This is a genomic window from Bradyrhizobium lupini (genome assembly GCF_040939785.1).
GTDB lineage: Bacteria > Pseudomonadota > Alphaproteobacteria > Rhizobiales > Xanthobacteraceae > Bradyrhizobium > Bradyrhizobium canariense_D.
In genome coordinates this window covers 7581455-7601700 of record NZ_CP162553.1, presented here as the reverse complement: position 1 = coordinate 7601700, position 20246 = coordinate 7581455, and the positions used below count along the sequence as shown (strand labels likewise).

The following is a 20246-nucleotide window of genomic DNA, read 5'->3' as shown; positions in this document are numbered from 1 at the left end:
GCCGCATTGTTGGAACAGCTTCAGGATGCGAAACGACGTCGTGTCACCATTTTGACGCCGTTTTGATTCTCGAGCCGCATCTCGTCGCGGACTTTGGTTTGTACTGGTTTCGCAGGGGGACCACGGAATGAACCAGTGCCTACGCTCGCTCGCGTGTGTCGTTGCCGTGGCCGCTTTGGCCTTCATCCCTACAGAGCTGGCAGCGAAGAGCGGTCACAAATCGTCCGCGCCGAAGAAGACGCATGAGGCGAAAACCGGCAAGCAGCGCCACGCCTCCGCGGGCAAGGCGCGGCACGGCAAGCATGCCGAGGCCAAGCGCAAGTCGAAGAAGCAGGACGACGCGCCCTCGGACAAGCCGGCAGCCCCGCCGCTGACTGGCGATCTCGCCGCGCTGAAGGATGCCATCGATCTCGCGCGGAAGGGCAAGACCGAGGACGCCAGCGCGGCGCGCGACCGCATTGCCGACCCGGCCGGACAGAAACTCGCCGACTGGTTTATGCTGCGCCATTCCGAAAGCACGGCGAATTTCAAGCGCTACGCCGCCTTCCTCGCCGCCAATCCGGACTGGCCGAGCAGCGCGCTGCTCCGCCGCCGCGCCGAGGCGCGGCTGTGGCAGGAGAAGGCCAACGCGGCGACCGTGCACAAATTCACGATGGACCGGCCGACCAGCGCCAAGGGCAAGTTCGCGCTCGCCCGCGTGCTGATGACCGAGGGCGACAGCGACAGGGCCGCGCGTCTCGTGCGCGATGCCTGGCGCACGGACGAATTGTCCGAGCGCAGTGAGGAGGATTCCTACCAAGCGTTCCGCGATCTCCTGACCGCCGAGGATCATCGCGCCCGCATGGACAAGCGGCTCGGCGCCAAGGACTATGCGGGGGCGCGGCGCGCAGCCAAGCGGCTCGGCGAGGATGCGCTCGCGATCGTCAAGGCCTGCGCCGCAGTCACCGGCAAGGCTAGCAAGGCCAAGGATTACCTGGAGGACATTTCGGCCGAGGCGCGCCGCGACCTCGGCTATGTGCTGTGCCGCGCGCAATGGCATCTCCAGAATGACCGCATCGACGACGCGGCCGAGGTGATCCTGGCCGCCGCGCCCGATACGATGGCGGCGCAAGACACCGACGCCTGGTGGCGCGAGCGCCGCCTGCTCGCGCGAAAGCTGCTCGACCAGGGCAAGTTCAAAACCGCCTATGATTTGGTGCGCTCGGCAGCCGTGCCCGCGATGGAGGTCTATCGCGCCGACTATCACTTCATGTGCGGCTGGATCGCGCTGCGCTATCTCGATGATCCCAAGGCGGCGATGACGCATTTCGCCGCGATCGACGAAGGCTCCGCCAATCCGATCGCGCTGTCGCGCGCGCATTATTGGCGCGGCCGCGCGGCCGAGGCAATGAACGCACCGGCCGATGCGCGCCTGAGCTATCAGGCGGCGGCGCGCTATCCGACCGCCTATTACGGCCAGCTCGCGCGCGCCAGGCTCGGTCTCGACCGCATCGAGCTGCGTGCGCCCTCGCCCGTGCTGGCAGCAGTCGACGCGCCGCCCGCGGACGAGCGCGTGCGCGCCGCCGACATGCTCTACGGCGTCGGTGAGCGCGACATGGTGTTTTACTTCGCCGAGGATTTTGCCAAGGAGAGCACCGACGTCGCCGCACTGGAAGCGCTCGGCGAGCTCGCCGGCCGGCGCAACGATGCGCGCGTGATGCTGGAGGTCGGCAAGTCGGCGCTGGCGCGCGGGCTCGCGCTCGATCACTACGCCTTCCCGACCATCGGCATCCCTGAACATAAGCAGGTGGCGCCCACGATCGATCCCAGCGTGATCTATTCGGTGGCGCGCACCGAAAGCTCGTTCGACCAGCGCGACAAATCGGCCGCCAACGCAGTCGGGCTGATGCAGGTGACGCCGGAAGCGGGCCGCGACACCGCAAAGCGCTTCGGCCTGACCTATGACTGGGACAAGATGGTCTCCGATCCCGTCTACAACACGCAGATGGGCGCGGCCGAGCTCAGTGCGCTGATGTCGGAATACCGCGGCAACCAGATCATGACCTTCGCCGGCTACAATGCCGGCCGGGGCCGCGTGCGCGAATGGGTGCAGGCGCGCGGCGACCCCAGGGATCCCAAGGTCGATCCGATCGACTGGGTCGAGCGCATCCCGCTGTCGGAGACGCGCAACTACGTCCAGCGCGTGATCGAGAACGTGCTGGTCTATCGTGCGAGGTTTGAGGCCAGCAGCGTCGTCGCGGCGAAGTCCGAGCAGCGCGTTACGACGCCGAACAGGGGCGCGATGCCGACGGCATCGGCCGCAGCCGCCGCGCCCTAGCTTCGCGACGCCGGGGCTGGACGCGGCGTGAAGCTGGATGCAGTGACTGCGACCGACCTCTCTGCGCGGGTCCGCATCGTTTGGCGAGCCGTCACCTCCTTCCGTGGTCAGAGGGTTCGTACGCGCGCAGAAATGCTTCCGTCAGCGAGCGCGAGAGCGCGCCCGTCTGTAGAATCCAGTTCCAGCTCGACACCGTGATCGCTTCGAGCGAACTGCGGTAACGCCAGAGCATTTCCACCGCCGTCTGCTGATATCGACGGTAGCAATCATAGTCGCAGTACCGCCGCTCAGCGGGCACATGGCGGACGTAACTCGCGCCCAGCGGCTGCGCGCACGCGCTGCAGGTACCGCCGTGGCGAGGCCCTTCCTGATTGACGAACATGAATCTCATCGCGATGTCCTCTCGCCCGGACGGCAAATCCACCGCCCGTTTCGCCCTCCCTATCCGCTCAAGACGCCGCTCGTGTGCGCCCCTCGATCAGCGGCGCAGCTTCGCCATGAAGCGCGTAACACTCGTAGCCGCAGTAGGGCAGCAGCGTCTTCGCATCGCGCAGATAGCCGCCGCTGATCTCCTCGCAGCACCAGAGGCAGGACGTTTTGCGAAAAGGGGTCCTGCCGTTCACCAATATGAACCTCATGTGGCACCTCCGAGCGCAAAGCAGTAGACCGTGTCGACGAGAGAGGCGGACGGCGGCGGCGCGCAAAGATGGTTGCGGCCATCGGGATTATCCCTGTTTCGCTCGACCTTCTGAGGCGGAATGAGGATGTATTTCCCGTCTTCCCGGCGCAGCGCGTAGATGCTCCCCTCGACCCGCCGTATCTCGGTCGGGTAGCAGTCGGCGTTGTTGCAGCAAGTCAGCACCGGATTGTCCGGCATGTGCCAACTCGAATAGAACTGCTCGTGGAGGAGCAGATCCCGAGGCGGATGACGATGTGCGCCATCCTGTCCGGCCTCGTCCGCCTCCGCTCCAGTCATCAACGAAAGCGGCAGCGTGATCGCCAAGAGGAGCTTGCAACAACGGTTCAACGCGCAGCCTCCCGATACAGAATTGCCGAACGCAGCGGATCCGGTGACTGGTGCTTACGCCGCCTGAGACCGAAACAGCCATCGGCGATCGCGTTCGCGGCGCGCTCTGAAGCGATCGAGACATTTCCGGGAGCAAAGCGGCGCTCGCCAGGAATAATACCGGATCAGGCCGAACTTCCCGCTGCAGACGGCGCAGCTTTTTGCGGCGGAAGGGCGCTCGGAGTGTTCGGGCTTATCGCACATGATCCTCTCCTCCTGGCCTCTGATGGGCGCCTCTGACGGTCGAGGATCCCCACGGGCGCTGATGCACAATCATCACGTTCGTCAACGAAATGCGGCTTCTCAATCGTGACCAGATCATCGGCAAGTCAGCGCCGGCGGAGGCGAAGCTGGCCTCTTGAGTGCACGACCCCGCGCTACTCAACTGTTCAAGCGTTGCGATCGACACCACTGGATTGCCGGTGAGACTAGTCCCCATGTGACGGGCCGCTCAATTGTACGGAGGTAAATGCAGCGTATGACTAGGATTGCGCGACCTATACATAGGTTTGTCCGGTGATTTACCGGAGTTTCGTCCGCTCGCAACGAGACGGCGCAACGCTGGCAAGCTGCACGGAGCCCGCGAACTTTCGATGCGGAATCCTGCTTTGATCAGGGAATTGCCCCTGCTGTCGCAAAGTGCTCTACTCTCCCTGCCCCACGCGGGCCGGGACGCTTGCGATGATGCCTGGCCAGATCGCAAAACTAGGGAATTCGGCCGCGCAATTCCTGCTCGGCGGCCTTGCGGCGCTTCGATCTCTCGGCAATGCGGGGAAAGGCGAGCCCGCGACTGGGGATGGCTGGCGGCAGGACAATGCCGACCTGCGCGACGCCGTGAAGCAATGGCGACAAGTGTTCGAGCACAATCCGGTCATGTATTTCATGGTCGATCCGGCCGGAACGGTGCTCAACGTAAATACATTTGGCGCCGCGCAACTGGGCTACACGGCGGCCGAGTTGACCGGCCAATCTGTGCTGAACGTCTTTTTCGAAGAGGACCGCGATTTCGTCCGTCGCTGTGTCGGGCTGTGCCTGGAAACCGTGGACCAGTCGCACACCTGGGAGATTCGCAAGATCCGGAAGGACGGCTCGGTTCTCTGGGTCCGTGAGAACGCCAAGGCCATGCGACGCGGCGACGGCACGCCGATCGTGCTGGTCGCCTGCGAAAACATCACCCAGCGCAAGGAGGCGGAGGATGCGCTGCGGCAGAGCGAGGCCTACCTTGCCCAAGCGCAGGAGTTGAGCCGCACCGGCAGCTTCGGCCTGAGCCTGGCAACCCGCGAGGCCGTCTGGTCCAGGGAGACCTTTCGCATCTTCCAATGTGACCCGCAGGTCAAACCGACGCTCGATTTCGTTTTCCAGCGCATTCATCCGGAAGATCGCAATGCGGTCAGCAAGACCCTTGATCGGGCCTTCCGTGAGGTCGGCGATTTCGACCATGAGTATCGCCTGCTGATGCCCGATGGAACCATCAAATATCTCCATTCCGTGGCACGCGTGGTGAGACATGGATCCGGCCACATCGAGTTTGTCGGAGCGGTCACTGACGTCACTACGGCAAAGGAAACCGAACAGCGGCTGCGTCGCAGCGAAGCCTATCTGACCGAAGCCCAGCGCCTCAGCCACACGAGCAGCTGGGCCTGGAACGTGCGCAGTCAGGAGTTTGCCTACCGATCGGCCGAACTCTATCGCCTGTTCGGATTCAACCCGGACCAGATCGATCTGTCGGCGCAGGCTTTCCAACAACGGATCCTCGCCGAAGACTTTCGCCGGATCGTCGATGTGGAACGTCAGGCAATCCGGCAAAAGCAGCCTTTCGAAGTTGATTTTCGGATTTTGCGTCCGGACGGTTCCGTACGGCACGTCCATACGGAGGGGCATCCCGTCGTCGGCGGGGACGGCGATGTCACGGAAATCATCGGCACCCACGTCGATGTCACCGAGCAGTTTGCCGCCAGACAAGCGCTGCAAAAAGCCTTTGACGAGCTCAAGCTGTCCGAGCAGCGATTTCGCGACTATGCCGAAACCGCCTCGGACTGGTTTTGGGAGAGCGGGCCGGACCACCGTATCACACGGATTTCGGAACATGCCGACACGGCCGGTCCCGTGCCCACGGGCGTGATCGGTCTCGCCCGTTGGGACATTCCACCCGATGCCGAGCTCGAGCCCGAGAAGTGGGAGCGGCATCGCGCGACGCTCGATGCCCACCTTCCGTTTCGCGACCTGGTCTACCGAAGCAAGGATCGCAACGGATCTCCGATCTACGTGCGCACCAGCGGCAAGCCCTTGCACGACGCGAACGGCAACTTTCTCGGCTATCGTGGCGTCAGCAGCGACGTGACGGCGGCCATCCGCGCCGAGCAGGCCGAAGAAGCGCTGCGCAAGGCGCAAGCCGAACTAGCTCACGTGACGCGTGTCACGATGCTCGGCGAACTTACGGCCTCGATCGCCCACGAGATCAATCAGCCCTTGGCCGCCGTGATCTCCAATGCGGATGCCTGTATCGGATGGCTCGGCCGCGAACCAGCCCAACTGAATGCCGCACGCCGTTCCGTGGAATGGATCGTCGAGGACGCCAATCGCGCCAGCGAGGTGATCCGCCGGATCAGAACGCTTGCGAAGAAGACCGAGATCGAGATGGCTCCGGTCGACATGAACCAGCTCGTCAGGGAGACGGTGGCGCTCGTCCGCCGCGAGCTTGCCACCCATGCCGTGTCGGTACGAATGGAGCTGGCGTCCGCTCTACCCAGCGTTTGCGGCGACCGGATCCAGCTGCAGCAGGTGCTGATCAACCTGGTCATGAACGGGATTGAAGCCATGCACGCCAATGTGGACCGTCCGCGCGAGCTTGCGATCCGCTCCAGCCAGGCGAGCGAGCACGGCGAAGGCCGCATGCTCCTGATCGTGACAGACAGCGGGGTCGGCCTCGGCGACGGCGCGACGGAGCGCATCTTCACACCTTTCTTCACGACAAAGCCGAGCGGCCTGGGGATGGGACTGTCGATCTGCCGATCGATCATCGAGGCTCATGCGGGCCGGCTCTCGGCCTTCCCCAATGACGGAAGCGGAGCAACATTCCAGATTGCCCTGCCCTTGCCGATCGAGGACACGTCGTGACCGACCATCCCAAGGTGGCGACGGTGCAGACGAGTTCCGACGATCCGATCGTCTTGATCGTCGACGACGATCCATCGATGCGCCGTGCGCTCACCAACCTCTTTCAATCCGTCGGCCTCAAGGTCGAGGCTTTCGGCTCCGCGGCGGAGATCATGGAAGCCAAGCCACCGGCGGTCCCCAGCTGCCTTGTGCTCGACATCCGCCTGCCGGGCTCAAGCGGCTTTGACCTGCAGTCGGACCTAGCGAAGGCGAACATTCACACGCCCATTATCTTCATCACCGGTCATGGTGATATTCCGATGACCGTCAGGGCCATGAAGAGCGGCGCCATCGATTTTCTGACCAAGCCGGTGCGCGACCAGGACATGCTGGATGCGGTTCAGGCCGCGATCGAACGGGATCGCAAGCGACGCAATGCCGAGGAGTCGGTCGCGGGAGTGCGGTCCCGATTCGAGGGTTTGAGCGCGCGCCAGCGCGACATCCTCGCCCTGGTGGCGTCCGGCCTGATGAACAAGCAAGTCGCTGCCGAGCTCGGATTGGCTGAGATTACCGTCAAGATCTACCGCGGGCAGATCATGCGGAAAATGGGCGCCAAGTCGTTGGCCGATCTCGTCAGAATGGTGGAGGCGCTCGGAATCTCACGCCCGGGCGGAAAGGTGCAAACCTAAGTATGCTTTTCAAGCTCGCTCCAAGGGCTCACTTTCGTCAAGTGCGGCACCGTGATCGGCGGCTCCCCGATCAGGAGCGATCATCTTGTCAATCCCCTCGGCCATTTCCGTCATCGACGATGATCGATCAGTCCGCCTTGCGACCAATAATCTGCTGACGTCGCGGGGATACACGGTCAACATCTTTCGCTCCGCTGACGAATTTCTTCAATCGGCCGAACTGAAGACGACGTCCTGCGTGATCGCGGATGTGCAGATGTCGTTGATGGGCGGCCTTGAGCTCTTGACGCACATGCGCAGCCTTGGTCACCACACGCCCTTCATTTTCATGACGGCTTTTCCCGACGATGCCGTGCGCGACCGCGCGCTGAAAGCGGGCGCTATCTGCTTTCTGGCGAAGCCGTTCTCCACGCCCGCTCTGCTTGAATGTCTGCGGATGGCCCTGTCCGGCTCCGATCAAACCGAGACGTGATACGCTGGCGCCGAGCCCTGGCGACACGGCGCTCACTCCACCTTGATGTTCGCCGCCTTGATCATTGGCCACCACTTCGCGATCTCCGCCTTCTGGCGGGCGCCCAGGGCCTCGGGCGTGAGCTGATCCTGGGGTGTCATCTCAAGCCCCTGACTTTCGAGCTGCTTCTTCACGCCGGGATCGTTCAGCGCTTCCACGGCAGCGGCATTGAGCTTGGCGACGATCGCCTTTGGCGTGCCCTTCGGCACCCACATGCCGGACCAGAGCGTCATGTTGAAGCCCTTCAGGCCCGCCTCCTCCGCCGTCGGGATGTCGGGCGCCGACGACAGGCGCCTGTCATCGGTGATGGCGTAGGCGCGAATGGTGCCGGCGCGGACCTGGTTGATGGAGTTCGAGGTCTGGTCGACGATGATGTCGATCTGGCCGGCAATGAGATCGTTCAGGGCGGGCGCGGTGCCGCGATACGGTACGTATTGCAGCTTGATGCCGCTGACGCTCTCGAAATAGACCCCGGCGATGTGGCTACCCGAGCCCGCGCCGGCGGTGCCGGCGGTCGGCGGCGACGGTCGCGACTTCAGCCAGTCCAGCAGCTCCTTCAGCGAGGTCGCGGGCACCGCGTTCTTGCTGACGACGATCATCGGATTGCTCGGCAGCAGCACCACCGGCTCCAGGTCCGCGACCAGGTCGTAATTGAGCTTGTAGACGGCGCCGTTGGCGACGTGGGTGCCGAGATGGCCGAACGAGATCGTGTAGCCGTCGGGGGCCGAATGCACGGCGCGGCCGACGCCGATCGAGCCGCCCGCGCCGGTGACGTTCTCGATCACCAGCGGCTGCCCAAGCGATGTCCGCATCCGCTCGGCAAGCACTCGCGCCATCGCATCCGACGGACCGCCGGCGGCGAAGGGAACGATGATGGTGATGGGACGCGAGGGATAGTCGTCGGCGCGCGCGGCGCCTGCAACAGCGAGAATAGCAATCAGCGCAGCCCAGGCGGCCTTCATTGTCTTCTCCCAGCAATGTCATTGTTGTTTTTGTCTCTTCCCGCGTACGGGAAGAGGGATCGTTCGTGAAGGGACGAAATGCCGCGCTAGAACTGCGAATAGTCGATCGGCTTATGACGATCGAGCGTGCGGGTGACCGGCGGCAGCGGGTATTTCAGGCCTGTGGCGCAATTGAACAGCATCACGCGGTCGGACTTGCTGACGCGGCCGTCGGCGAGGCTGTCCTTGTAGGCGGCGTAGGTGGCAGCACCTTCGGGGCAGAGCAACAGCCCCTCCTCGCGCGCGACCTCGCTGAGCGCCGACGAGATCTTGTCGTCGTCGACGGCAATGGCAAAACCGTTGCTCTGCCGCACCGCGCGCAAAATGAGAAAGTCGCCGATCGCCTGCGGCACGCGAATGCCTGACGCGATGGTGTGAGCGTCCTCCCAGCGCGTCGCATGCTCGGTGCCGGCCTCATAGGCGCGCACCATGGGCGCGCAGCCGGAGGCTTGCACCGCGACCATGCGCGGGCGCTTGCTGCCGATGAAGCCGATCTTCTCTAGTTCGTCGAACGCCTTCCACATGCCGATCAGGCCGGTGCCGCCGCCGGTCGGATAGAAGATCACGTCGGGCACGTCCCAGCCGAGCTGCTCGGCGAGTTCGAGCCCCATCGTCTTCTTGCCTTCGATGCGGTACGGCTCCTTCAAGGTCGAGGTGTCGAACCAGCCGACTTTCGCCTTGCCCTCGCCGACGATCTTGCCGCAATCGTCGATATAGCCGTTGACGCGGTAGACGGTGGCGCCCTGCAGCTCGATCTCGCTGACGTTCACCTCCGGCGTATCGGCCGGGCAGAAGATCGTGGTCTTGATGCCGCAGGAGGTCGCATAAGCCGCGAGCGCCGCGCCGGCATTGCCGTTGGTCGGCATCGCCATATGCTTGATGCCGAGCGCCTTGCCCATCGACACCGCCATCACGAGGCCGCGCGCCTTGAACGAGCCGGTCGGCAAGCGCCCCTCGTCCTTGACGATGATCTCGCCGCCGAGGAGTTTTGCACCGAGCTTGGGCAGCCGGATCAGCGGCGTCGTGACCTCGCCGAGCGAGACGATATCCTGACATTTACGCACCGGCAAAAGCTCGCGGTAGCGCCACATGTCGGCGGGGCGCTGGGCGAGCGCGTCTTTCGTCAGTGCCGTCTTCACACCGGCAAGGTCGTAGCGCACCAGCAGCGGCTTGCCGGCCTTGGAGAGGTTGTGGACCTGGTCGGCGGCGTAATGATCGCCCTCCATCGCGCATTCGAGATGGGTGACGAAGGTCGGGCGTTCGATGGTGAGGTTGTCGTTGTCTTGCATGGGGTGATTTCCTTCTTGTTTTGCAAACAGATCCCTCCGCTCGTCATTGCGAGCGCAGCGGAGCAATCCAGAGTCTTTCCGCGGAGGCAGTCTGGATTGCTTCCCTTCGCTCGCAATGACGTGGTGGGCGGCGATGCGCGCCCGTCAAATATTCAGCACCCGTCCATACGCATCCAGCACGGCTTCCTTCATCATCTCCGACAGGGTCGGATGCGGGAACACCGTGTGCATCAGCTCCTCTTCCGTGGTCTCAAGGTTCATGGCGACGACGTAGCCCTGGATCAGCTCGGTGACCTCCGCGCCGATCATGTGGGCGCCAAGCAGCTGGCCGGTCTTCTTGTCGAAGATCACCTTGACCAAGCCCTGGTCCTCGCCGAGCGCGATGGCCTTGCCGTTGCCGACGAAGGGGAAGCGGCCGACGCGGATCTCGCGGCCGTTCTCCTTGGCCTTGGCTTCGGTGAGGCCGACGGAGGCCACCTGCGGCTGACAATAGGTGCAGCCCGGGATCAGGTTCTTGTCCATGGCGTGCGGATGCAGGCCCTTGATCGCCTCGACGCAGATCACGCCTTCATGTTCGGCCTTGTGAGCCAGCATCGGCGGCCCCGCGACATCGCCGATGGCATAGATGCCGGGGATGTTGGTCTTGCCGTAGCCGTCGATCACGATGACGCCGCGATCCGTTTTCACGCCGAGCTTCTCGAGTCCAAGGTTCTCGATGTTGCCGACGACGCCGACCGCCGAGATCACACGCTCGAACTCGGTCGTCACAGGCTTGCCCTTGCCGTCGTCAATGGTAGCGACGACGCTGTCGGCCTTCTTCTCGAGCTTGGTCACCTTGGTCGAGGACAGGATCTTGATGCCCTGCTTCTCGAAACGCTTGCGGGCCAGGCCGGCGATCTCGGCGTCCTCCACCGGCAGGATCTGCGGCAGCACTTCGACCACGGTGACGTCCGAGCCCATGGTGTGGAAGAAGGAGGCGAACTCGATGCCGATCGCGCCGGAGCCGACGACCAGCAGCGATTTCGGCATCCGCTCCGGCACCATCGCCTCGAAATAAGTCCAGATCAGCTTCTTGTCGGGTTCGAGGCCCGGCAGCACCCGCGGCCGCGCGCCGGTCGCGACGATAATGTGTTTGGCCTGATACGTTCCCTCGCCCGGCGCACCCTTGGGGCCCTCGACGTCCGACTTCTTCACGGTGACTTTGCCGGGCGCGTCGATCGAGGCCGCGCCCCAGATCACGCTGACCTTGTTCTTCTTCATCAGGAAGCCGACGCCGTCGTTCAGCCGCTTCGAGACGCCGCGCGAGCGCTGCACCACCGCCTTCGGATCGAACGAGACGTTATCGGCCGACAGGCCGTAATCCTTGGCGTGCTGCATGTAGTGGTAGATCTCGGCCGAGCGCAGCAGCGCCTTGGTCGGGATGCAGCCCCAGTTCAGGCAGATGCCGCCGAGATAGGATTTTTCGACGATCGCGACCTTGAAGCCGAGCTGGGCGGCGCGGATCGCGGTGACATAGCCGCCCGGACCGGAGCCGATGATGATGATGTCGAAGGATGTCTCGGCCATGGCGGCTCCCATTCAACTCAAGAGGCGCCGCGGGCGCGGCGCTTGATCAGAAAAGACCTCACCAGCCATTCGAGCATCGTCGCCAAAGCCATTACGGCCAAGGCGATCAGCACGACCGGCTGGGCGATGTTCCGTGCCAGTTGTTCACCGGCAAAGAACGCGGAGTAAAGAAGATCGAGCCCAATCGGGTTGAGCGCGACGACTGCTCCAAGCAGCAGCGACATCCATGGCCAGCGGGTACGGACATGCAACGGTGCCCCCTCTACCGCGCGTCAGACCATCATCATGACGGGATTTTCGATCAGCTGCTTGAAGGCGCCGATCAGTTCCGCGCCGAGCGCGCCGTCGATGGCGCGGTGATCGCAGGACAGGGTCACGCTCATCATGTTCGCGATCTCGATCTTGCCGCCGCGGACCACAGGCCGCTCCTCGCTGGTGCCGACCGCGAGGATGGTCGCATGCGGCGGATTGATCACGGCAGTGAAGTGGCTGATGCCGAACATGCCGAGGTTCGAGACGGCCGTCGTGCCGCCCTGGTACTCTTCGGGCTTCAGCTTGCGCGAGCGCGCGCGTGCCGCAAAATCCTTCATCTCGTTGGAGATGGTCGACAGCGTCTTGGTCTCGGCCTTGCGGATGATCGGCGTGATCAGGCCGCCCGGCATCGCCACGGCGACGCCGACGTCGGAATGGTGATGCTTGACCATGCCGGATTCGGTCCAGCTCACATTGCAATTCGGGATCTTCTGCAGCGCCACCGCCATCGCCTTGATGACGAAGTCGTTGACCGAGATCTTGTAGAGCGGCTTCTTCTCCTTGTCCTTGGGAGCAGCCGCATTGATCTCCTCGCGCGCGGCGAGCAGCTTGCCGATGTCGCAGTCGATGGTGAGATAGAAGTGCGGGACGTTCTGGATCGACGCGGTCAGACGCTGCGCAATCGTGCGGCGCATTCCGTCATGCGGGACCACCTCGTAGGAGCCCGGCTCGAACAGCGACAGGATCTGCTTGTCCGACATGGTCGGCGCGCTCGAGGGCGCGCCCGACGGCGTCGCCGCGGGAGCCTTGAGGCCCTTGCCGGACTTGGCCTGCTCCACGTCGCGCGCGACCACGCGGCCGTGCGGGCCGGTGCCGGTCACCATCGCAACATCGACGCCAGCTTCCTTGGCGAGCCGGCGCGCCAGCGGCGAGGAGAACACGCGGCCGGCATGGCCGTTGCTCTGCGCAGCCGGTGCTGCGGCCTGCGGTGCAGGTGCTGCGGCGGGCGCCGGCGCGGCCTTGGGCGCAGCAGGCGCAGGAGCCGGCGCAGCAGCGGGAGCTTCAGCAGCTTTCGGAGGTGCGGTGGAAGCACTGGGCTTGGCGGCACCTGCCGCCTTCACGTCCTCGCCCTCGCCGGCCAGCACCGCGATCACATCATTGACCGGGACGTCCTGCGTGCCCTCGGGCACGAGGATCCTGGCGATCGTGCCCTCGTCGATGGCCTCGACCTCCATGGTCGCCTTGTCGGTCTCGATCTCGGCGATGACATCGCCGGATTTGACCTTGTCGCCTTCCTTCTTCAGCCACTTGGCGAGGTTGCCCTTCTCCATCGTCGGCGAAAGAGCGGGCATCAGGATGTTGATGGGCATGCTGACCTCAAGAAGAACTTTGCAAAAATCCGTCTCCGGACCGAAGACGAACAGACCAGGTTAGTTGCCGATGTCGCCCTGCCACAGGCGCTCATTGGCAGGGATGGAACGCCAATTCTTCATCATGGTGATGGAGCGGTCGTCGGCAAGGTCGATCCAGGAGATGCCGAACTTGTCGAGAATGTCCTTGGAGCCCTCGAAGGTGACGGACTCTCCAATCACCACGAGCTTCACCTTGAACAGTGCGAGCGCACCGGCACACATCGCGCATGGCGACAGCGTGGTGTACATGACGGTATCGTGGAACGAAATCGCACCCGCCTCGCGCAGGCAACTCATCTCGCCGTGCAGGATCGGGTTGTTTTCCTGCACGCGGTTGTTGTGGCCGCGGGCGATGACCTTGTTGTCGCGGGTCAGCACGGCGCCGATCGGCAGGCCGCCTTGCGCGATCGAGGCTTCCGCCTCGCGGATCGCCTCCAGCATGAAATCGAAATGATAGGCTTCGATCGCCACGGTCAGTGCCCCTTCCCGCGCGGCGTCGTGGTGCCGGTGTCGGTGGGACGCTCGATCTCGGCCTGGAACATCTCGATGATCCGGTTCAGCGCGTCCTCCTCGGTGTATTCGCTCTCGCGCGCATAGGCGCGCGCGGCGTGACGGGCGAGATCGACGAGCAGCAGGCCCCACATGTCGGGCTCGTCGAAGGCCCGCTGGAACGCCATCGACAGCCCGCCGTCCAGCACGAACACGCGCAGGATCTCGACCGCATCATCGCGGACGAGGACGTCGGGTGGCAATGGCTGCTCCTTCGGACCCGCCATGGTCTACCTGTAGCAGACGGCTTTGGCGGCCTCGACCACTTCGGCAGCCGAAGGCAGCGCGAGCTTTTCCAGGTTCGCGGCATACGGCATCGGCACGTCCTTGCCGGAGACCCGGGTTACAGGCGCATCCAGATAGTCGAAGGCATGCTCCATGATCCGCGCGGCGATCTCGGCGCCGACACCGCTCTGGGCCCAGCCTTCTTCCACCGTGACGGCACGTCCCGTCTTCTTGACGGAGTTGACGATGGTGTCGGTGTCCATCGGACGCAGCGTGCGCAGGTCGATCACTTCGGCCTCGATGCCGTCCTTGGCGAGTTCGTCGGCGGCCTTCAGCGCGTAGCTCATGCCGTTCGACCACGAGATGATCGTGACATGGCTGCCGGAGCGCACGATGCGCGCCTTGCCGATCGGAATGACGAAATCGTCGAGCTTCGGCACCTCGCCAGTGTGGCCGTAGAGCATTTCGTTCTCGAGGAAGATCACCGGATTGGGATCGCGGATCGCAGCCTTGAGCAGGCCCTTGTAATCAGCGGCCGAGAACGGCGCGACGACCTTGAGGCCGGGGACGTTCGAATACCAGGACGAATAATCCTGGCTGTGCTGGGCGGCCACGCGGGAAGCGGCGCCGTTGGGCCCGCGGAATACGATGGAGCAGCCCATCTGGCCGCCGGACATATAGAGCGTCTTGGCCGCGGAGTTGATGATCTGGTCGATCGCCTGCATAGCGAAGTTGAAGGTCATGAACTCGACAATCGGCTTCAACCCGGTCATCGCGGCGCCGACGCCGATGCCGGCAAAGCCGTGCTCCGTGATTGGCGTGTCGATGACGCGCTTGGCGCCGAATTCCTGAAGCAGCCCTTGCGTCACCTTGTAGGCGCCTTGGTATTCGGCAACCTCTTCGCCCATCACGAAGACGTCGGCGTCGCGGCGCATCTCTTCGGCCATAGCATCGCGCAGGGCTTCGCGGATGGTCTGCGTCACCATCTCGGTGCCTGCGGGCACTTCCGGGTCGGGTTCTGCGACGGCCTGCGGCGCCGGCGCAGCCTTGGGAGCTGGAGCCTCGGTCTTCGCGGCGGCAGGGGCTGCGGATTCGGCAGCCTTCTGCTGCTGGGCAGGCGCGGGCGCCTTGGCGAGATCGGCGGCACTTTCGCCATCGGCCAGAATTGTCGCGATCGGTGTGTTCACGGCAACGTCGGCGGTGCCCTCGGGGATCAGGATCTTGCCGAGCGTACCTTCATCGGTCGCCTCGACCTCCATGGTCGCCTTGTCGGTCTCGATCTCGGCGATGACGTCGCCGGACTTGATCGTCTCACCCTCTTTTTTCAGCCATTTGGAGAGGTTGCCCTTCTCCATCGTGGGCGACAACGCGGGCATCAGCACTTGAATTGGCATATCGGCTCCAAAAGAAAGCTTGCGCGCGTTCAGCGGTAAATATCGGTCCAGAGCTCGGCGGCATCCGGCTCGGGATCATGCTGGGCGAAATCGGCGGACGCGTTGACGATGTCGCGCACCTCGGCGTCGATCGCCTTCAGATCCTGCTCGCTGACCTTGGCGGCCAACAGGCGGTTGCGCACCTGCTCGATCGGATCCTGGTCGTGGCGGACTTTTTCGACCTCCTCGCGCGTTCTGTACTTTGCGGGATCGGACATCGAGTGGCCGCGGTAACGGTAGGTCTGCATCTCCAGGATGAAGGGTCCCTTGCCGGCGCGGCACCAGGCCGCCGCCTCGTCGCCGGCGGCCTTCACGGCGCGGACGTCCATGCCGTCGACCTGCTGGCCGGGAATGTTGAAGGAGGCGCCGCGCTTGGAGAAATCCTGCTGCGCCGAGGCGCGCGAGACCGAAGTGCCCATGGCGTAGCGGTTGTTCTCGATGACGTAGATCACCGGCAGCTTCCAGAGCTCCGCCATGTTGAAGCTCTCATAGACCTGGCCCTGGTTGGCCGCGCCGTCGCCGAAATAGGTGACGCTGACATTGTCGTTGTCGCGATAGTGATTGGCGAAAGCGAGCCCGGTGCCGAGCGAGACCTGTGCGCCGACGATGCCGTGGCCGCCGTAAAAGTGCTTCTCCTTGCTGAACATATGCATCGAGCCGCCCTTGCCCTTGGAATAGCCGCCGCGACGGCCGGTGAGCTCGGCCATGACGCCTTTGGCCTCCATGCCGGTGGCGAGCATATGGCCGTGATCGCGATAGCCGGTGATGACCTGATCGCCCGGCTTCAGGGCCATCTGCATCCCGACCACCACGGCCTCCTGGCCGATATAAAGGTGGCAGAAGCCGCCGATCGCGCCCATGCCGTAGAGCTGGCCGGCCTTTTCCTCGAACCGCCGGATCAGGAGCATGTCGCGGAGCGCCTTGAGCTCCTGCTCTCTGGTGAATTCCGGGGGCGAACCGCCGTCGGTCTTGTCCTGTGCAGTACTCGCGGCGGCTTTCTTGGGTGCGGCCATGGGAATTCCGGGTCAGAGAAAACTTCAGCCCTGTCTAACCCAAGTCAAACGCCCTTGGAAAGCACCGCGGCGGCATGGCACGCCTTTCATTATGCCGCACTGCAACGCGATCGTAATATTGCAAAATCTTTGACGCGGATCGGGCAACATTTAGCTCCCCGACTCCCGCATCGTGTGTGGAATACCGATCGCAGACCCGCTCACGTCAGCCGCAGGAAGCAACGGGCTGCTTGCATATCGCAATCGCGCTGGCTCGATGGAGTCAGCGGCAGACCGCAAACCCCGCAAATGGCGCTTGTGCCGCTCGCGTGTCAGTTCGCCGGGATTGTCCGGACGAGATCGCGCGGATTGACGTAGTCGAGCTGGAAGCGCGCCCGCTCGTCCAGCATGTCGGGGTCGATCTTCGCGGAGCGCAGCAGCGAAACGCGCTGCTCGCTCCTGGCGCGCTCGCGCTTGAGCTGCGCCAGTTCGCTGGTCAGCGCCACGATCTCCTGGTCGAGCTCCTGGCGGGCGTTGAGGCCGTATTTGCCGGTATAGGCGTTGACGCCGAAATAGCCGACGATGGCGGCCGCCATCGCATAGAGGGCAAGACCGGTCAGGATCGATTTCAGGCGCGCGCGGGAGACCATCCTGGGAAGATGGGACAGGTTGGTTAAGGGCGTGCTAATTGCCCGCCCGCTTGGCGTTCCAATGCCTGGCTCAGCCGTCATGCTCGGCCTTGTGCCGGGCATCCACGTTCTTCGTCAATTTGGCAAAGACGTGGATGGCCGGGACATCTAGCGCGAAGACGCGCTTCGCGCTTTTGCCCGGCCATGACGGAGACCCGGGGTTCGCGGCCTCAGCCGTGATGCTTCGCGACGTGCACCGCAAACGCGTCGATATAGGCCTGGAGCACCGGCTTCAAGGACTCCTTGGTCAGGTTGCCGTCGGCATCGAACGCGTCGCCCACCCCGTTCAGATAGGCCTCCGGCTGCTGCATGATCGGGCCGGAAATGCCCGGCAGGATGTTCTGGAGCGTCTTGGCGGCACTGACGCCGCCGAGCGGGCCCGGCGAGTTCGCGATGATGCCGACCGGCTTGTCGTTGAACGAGCTCTTGCCATAGGGCCGCGAGGCGACGTCGATGGCGTTCTTCAGCACCCCCGGGATCGCGCGATTGTATTCCGGCGTGACGAAGATGACGCCGTCCGATTTCTGGATTTTTTTCGCGGAAAGACAGCCAATCCGCCGGCGGCGCTCCCTCGAGGTCCTGGTTGAAGAACGAGATGCCGGCCGGCGTGATGACCTCGAGCTTGAGCGAGGCCGGCGCGAGCTTGGCGAGCGCATTGGCGATCTTGAGCGAAAAGCTGTCCTTACGCAGGCTGCCGGCGATCGTGACGATATTGTAGGCCATAGAGTGTCCTCGAAATCTTCAGCGGGAGTGCCGGGTCGGCACTTAAGCGATCTCGACCGATAGATGCAAGTGCATGGACTGGACGGATTTGGAAACGCTGGGTTTCTGAACGGTTGCCCAAACAATCAGGCCGCCAAGTGGCGGCCCGATCCCTGGTACAAATCTGCAAATCGGCTCAGATGGTCGGATTCCACGCCGACGGGATCAGACGATATTTGGCGCCGTCCTTCTCGACATGGCCGACCGAGGGGAAGGTGAAGTGGAAGCCGATCACGGTCGCCTTCTCGGCGGCCGCCATGTCGTAGAATTTGTGGCGGGTTTCCTGCGCCAGCGCTGCATCGGTGTCGAACACCACATGCCAGTTCGGATTGCGCAGGAAGAACTCCGGGATGTTGGTGACGTCGGACTGGATCAGCACCTTGGAATCGCCTGAGGCGACCGCGAACGAGGTGTGCCCCGGGGTGTGACCGGGCGTCGCGATCGAGGTGATGCCCGGTGCGACCTCCTTGCCCCACTCGTACTTCGTCACCTTGGATTCGAGGCCGGCAAAGGTCTTCTTCACGTTGGCGAAGTAGTTCTTCATCATCGCGTTGGACTCGGCCTTGGCGGCGTTGTCCTCGCTGGTCCAGAACTCCCAGTCCTTGCCTGGCACCATGATCTCCGCATTGGGGAAGGCAAGCGCGCCGTCGGCGAGACGAATGCCGTTGGTGTGGTCGGGATGCAGATGCGAGAGCAGCACGACGTCGATGCTCTTGGGGGCGACGCCGGCGGCCTGGAGGTTCTGCAGCGTGCGGCCGACCGCGCCCTTGCTGGGCTCGAGATTGGCGACACCGTTGCCGGTATCGATCAGCACGAGCTTGGAGCCGGTGTTGATGAGCTGCGGGTTGAACGGCACCGTGACCATGCCCTTCGGCATGTAGGCCGCCTCGCCAGCGGCCAGCGCTTCCTCCTTCGGCGCGTTGACGACGAACTTGTCCGGCATCGGGAAAGTGCGCGCACCGTCATTGATGGAGGTGCACTCGTAGCTGCCGACCTTGTAGCGGTAGAAGCCCGGCGCCTGCGTGCCGGCTTGCGGTACTGAGGCATTGGCGGCGGTCGGCCCAAAGCCGGTCACGGCAGCCGCACCGAAGGTGGCGGCGCCTGCAAGCAAATGGCGGCGATTAAGATCGGTCATGAGGTCCCCTTCTGAGCGCCCCGCGGTTTTCCCGCGTGCAAATGGCGGCGGAATAATCCCCGGCTTCGCTCAGAAGGCAAGACCTTCTTTCGGTGACGTGCCGTCGCACGTCCCGATTATTTGTTCGGGTTGATGAGGAATTTTTCGCCAGTGGCGCGTTTGGCGTACACCGCGATGTTGGCGGGATCGAGCGCCTCGGAAAGCGACACCACCTTGGTGTAGTGGCTGGCAAACGTGGTCTTCAGTTCGTCGACGACGCGCTGGCGCAGCCTGGCCCCGTCCGCCTGCCCGATCTTCATCAGGAACGGAAACAGCAGCCAGCCGCCGACGCCCCAGGCCATGCCGAAGCCGCGCGGCAGCTCAATCGGGCGGACATCGAGCGCGCCATAGACATAGACCTGCTTGTGCACGTTGGAGCCGTAGCGGCTGTATTCCTTCGCGGTCTTGTTGATCGCGACTTCCATGCAGTTGAGGATGTCGCCGGCGAGCTTCCCGCCACCGATGGCGTCGAAGGCGATGGTGGCGCCGGTCTCGACCAGCGCATTGGTGAGATCGCCGAGGAAGCTCGGTGCGGTGGAATCGACGACATATTTGGCGCCGATCTTGTGCAGGATGTCGGCCTGCTCCTTGCTGCGCACAATGTTGACCAGCGGGATGCCGTCCTTGATGCAGATCTTGTTCAGCATCTGCCCGAGATTGGATGCGGCCGCAGTGTGCACCAGCGCCTTGTGACCCTCGCGCCGCATGGTCTCGGTCATGCCGAGCGCGGTCAGCGGATTGACGAAGCAGGAGGCTCCTTCGGCCGGCGTGGTGCCTTCCGGCAGCGGCAGGCACTCGCGCACTTTCAACGTGCGATACTGCGTGTACATCGCGCCGCCGATCATGGCGACGGTCTTGCCCATCAGCGCCTTCGCGGCATCCGAGGAGCCGGTCCTGATCACGACTCCCGCGCCTTCGTTACCGACCGGCATGGATTCGTCGAGCCGGCCTGCCATCGCCCGCATCGCGCCTTCCGGCACTTTCGCGGTGATGACGGGAGCTTCTTTGGTGCCCGAAGCCTTTGCCGTGCTCATGTCGGCCGCGCCGATCAAGAGCCCGAGGTCGGACGGGTTGATCGGCGCGGCCTCGACGCGGACGACAACCTCGTCCGCGGCGGGTTCGGGGGTCGGCACGTCGAGCAGCGAGATTTCGAGCTCACCGCTCTTCTTGATCAGCGAACGCAGTTGCAGGCCGTTCTTGCCGTCGCTCATGTCGATCCTCCC

19 protein-coding genes and 1 pseudogene are annotated in these 20246 nt (G+C 63.8%); 4 read left to right on the top strand and 16 right to left on the bottom strand.

The genetic code is table 11. From position 1 onward, the window contains the following. Positions 1 to 127 precede the first annotated feature (127 nt). The gene (locus AB3L03_RS36585; RefSeq protein WP_368508000.1) at positions 128 to 2317 is read left to right on the top strand and encodes a transglycosylase SLT domain-containing protein; all 2190 of its coding nucleotides are present in this window, start codon (positions 128 to 130) and stop codon (positions 2315 to 2317) included. Between the two features lie 91 nt (positions 2318 to 2408). On the opposite strand, the gene AB3L03_RS36580 is transcribed toward AB3L03_RS36585, so the two are convergent. Genes AB3L03_RS36580 through AB3L03_RS36570 form a run of 3 tightly spaced genes read right to left on the bottom strand, consistent with a single transcriptional unit; the run spans position 2409 to position 3320 of the window. After that, a complete protein-coding gene (locus AB3L03_RS36580; protein ID WP_368507999.1) occupies positions 2409 to 2708 on the bottom strand; it encodes a hypothetical protein in 300 nt (99 codons plus the stop codon). Between the two features lie 58 nt (positions 2709 to 2766). Further along, on the bottom strand, positions 2767 to 2955 hold the full coding sequence (locus AB3L03_RS36575; RefSeq protein WP_039800268.1) for a hypothetical protein: 189 nt from the start codon (positions 2953 to 2955) through the stop codon (positions 2767 to 2769). Continuing rightward, positions 2952 to 3320 (bottom strand): hypothetical protein, encoded by a 369-nt coding sequence (locus tag AB3L03_RS36570; RefSeq protein ID WP_231188449.1) that lies wholly within the window; start codon positions 3318 to 3320, stop codon positions 2952 to 2954. Before AB3L03_RS36570 ends, AB3L03_RS36575 begins: the two co-directional genes overlap by 4 nt. 744 nt (positions 3321 to 4064) lie before the next feature. On the opposite strand from AB3L03_RS36570, the gene AB3L03_RS36565 reads away from it, so the two are divergent. From AB3L03_RS36565 to AB3L03_RS36555, 3 genes are all read left to right on the top strand, one after another. Then, complete coding sequence (locus tag AB3L03_RS36565; protein WP_085384619.1) at positions 4065 to 6500, top strand: PAS domain-containing sensor histidine kinase; 2436 nt, start codon at positions 4065 to 4067, stop codon at positions 6498 to 6500. Further along, positions 6497 to 7168 (top strand): response regulator transcription factor, encoded by a 672-nt coding sequence (locus AB3L03_RS36560; protein ID WP_368507998.1) that lies wholly within the window; start codon positions 6497 to 6499, stop codon positions 7166 to 7168. The genes AB3L03_RS36565 and AB3L03_RS36560 overlap by 4 nt, the downstream gene beginning before the upstream one ends. 85 nt (positions 7169 to 7253) lie before the next feature. Next, the gene (locus AB3L03_RS36555) at positions 7254 to 7640 is read left to right on the top strand and encodes a response regulator transcription factor (RefSeq protein WP_018458052.1); all 387 of its coding nucleotides are present in this window, start codon (positions 7254 to 7256) and stop codon (positions 7638 to 7640) included. 32 nt (positions 7641 to 7672) lie between these two features. Here AB3L03_RS36555 and AB3L03_RS36550 read toward each other — a convergent pair whose 3' ends face one another. The 13 genes and pseudogenes from AB3L03_RS36550 to AB3L03_RS36490 all read right to left on the bottom strand — a co-directional run bounded on the left by AB3L03_RS36550 (position 7673) and on the right by AB3L03_RS36490 (position 20234). Then, the gene (locus AB3L03_RS36550; protein WP_018458053.1) at positions 7673 to 8641 is read right to left on the bottom strand and encodes a tripartite tricarboxylate transporter substrate binding protein BugD; all 969 of its coding nucleotides are present in this window, start codon (positions 8639 to 8641) and stop codon (positions 7673 to 7675) included. A gap of 86 nt (positions 8642 to 8727) precedes the next feature. Further along, the gene (locus tag AB3L03_RS36545) at positions 8728 to 9969 is read right to left on the bottom strand and encodes a threonine synthase (protein WP_368507997.1); all 1242 of its coding nucleotides are present in this window, start codon (positions 9967 to 9969) and stop codon (positions 8728 to 8730) included. 144 nt (positions 9970 to 10113) lie between these two features. Then, positions 10114 to 11535 carry a dihydrolipoyl dehydrogenase gene (gene lpdA / locus AB3L03_RS36540; RefSeq protein ID WP_368507996.1) on the bottom strand — a complete coding sequence of 474 codons (1422 nt, stop codon included), beginning with the start codon at positions 11533 to 11535 and terminating at the stop codon, positions 10114 to 10116. Positions 11536 to 11552: 17 nt separating this feature from the next. Continuing rightward, a complete protein-coding gene (locus AB3L03_RS36535; protein ID WP_018458056.1) occupies positions 11553 to 11759 on the bottom strand; it encodes a hypothetical protein in 207 nt (68 codons plus the stop codon). Between the two features lie 48 nt (positions 11760 to 11807). Then, on the bottom strand, positions 11808 to 13157 hold the full coding sequence (locus tag AB3L03_RS36530) for a pyruvate dehydrogenase complex dihydrolipoamide acetyltransferase (RefSeq protein WP_368507995.1): 1350 nt from the start codon (positions 13155 to 13157) through the stop codon (positions 11808 to 11810). Between the two features lie 60 nt (positions 13158 to 13217). Further along, positions 13218 to 13670, bottom strand: coding sequence for a nucleoside deaminase (locus AB3L03_RS36525; protein WP_018458058.1), 453 nt, complete (start codon positions 13668 to 13670; stop codon positions 13218 to 13220). A gap of 2 nt (positions 13671 to 13672) precedes the next feature. Next, positions 13673 to 13975, bottom strand: coding sequence for a DUF5076 domain-containing protein (locus AB3L03_RS36520; RefSeq protein ID WP_007590623.1), 303 nt, complete (start codon positions 13973 to 13975; stop codon positions 13673 to 13675). A gap of 3 nt (positions 13976 to 13978) precedes the next feature. Further along, on the bottom strand, positions 13979 to 15367 hold the full coding sequence (locus AB3L03_RS36515; protein ID WP_247369917.1) for a pyruvate dehydrogenase complex E1 component subunit beta: 1389 nt from the start codon (positions 15365 to 15367) through the stop codon (positions 13979 to 13981). A gap of 29 nt (positions 15368 to 15396) precedes the next feature. Then, the gene (gene pdhA, locus AB3L03_RS36510) at positions 15397 to 16419 is read right to left on the bottom strand and encodes a pyruvate dehydrogenase (acetyl-transferring) E1 component subunit alpha (RefSeq protein WP_085353223.1); all 1023 of its coding nucleotides are present in this window, start codon (positions 16417 to 16419) and stop codon (positions 15397 to 15399) included. A 311-nt stretch (positions 16420 to 16730) separates the two neighbouring features. Next, positions 16731 to 17048: a septum formation initiator family protein gene (locus tag AB3L03_RS36505; RefSeq protein WP_007590617.1), complete on the bottom strand. Its 318-nt coding sequence runs from the start codon at positions 17046 to 17048 to the stop codon at positions 16731 to 16733. Between the two features lie 209 nt (positions 17049 to 17257). Further along, positions 17258 to 17810 (bottom strand): annotated as a pseudogene (locus tag AB3L03_RS36500) (NADPH-dependent FMN reductase). A 175-nt stretch (positions 17811 to 17985) separates the two neighbouring features. After that, positions 17986 to 18984: an MBL fold metallo-hydrolase gene (locus AB3L03_RS36495; protein ID WP_368507994.1), complete on the bottom strand. Its 999-nt coding sequence runs from the start codon at positions 18982 to 18984 to the stop codon at positions 17986 to 17988. 116 nt (positions 18985 to 19100) lie between these two features. Beyond that, positions 19101 to 20234, bottom strand: coding sequence for a zinc-binding dehydrogenase (locus tag AB3L03_RS36490; RefSeq protein WP_018458063.1), 1134 nt, complete (start codon positions 20232 to 20234; stop codon positions 19101 to 19103). Positions 20235 to 20246: the final 12 nt, after the last annotated feature.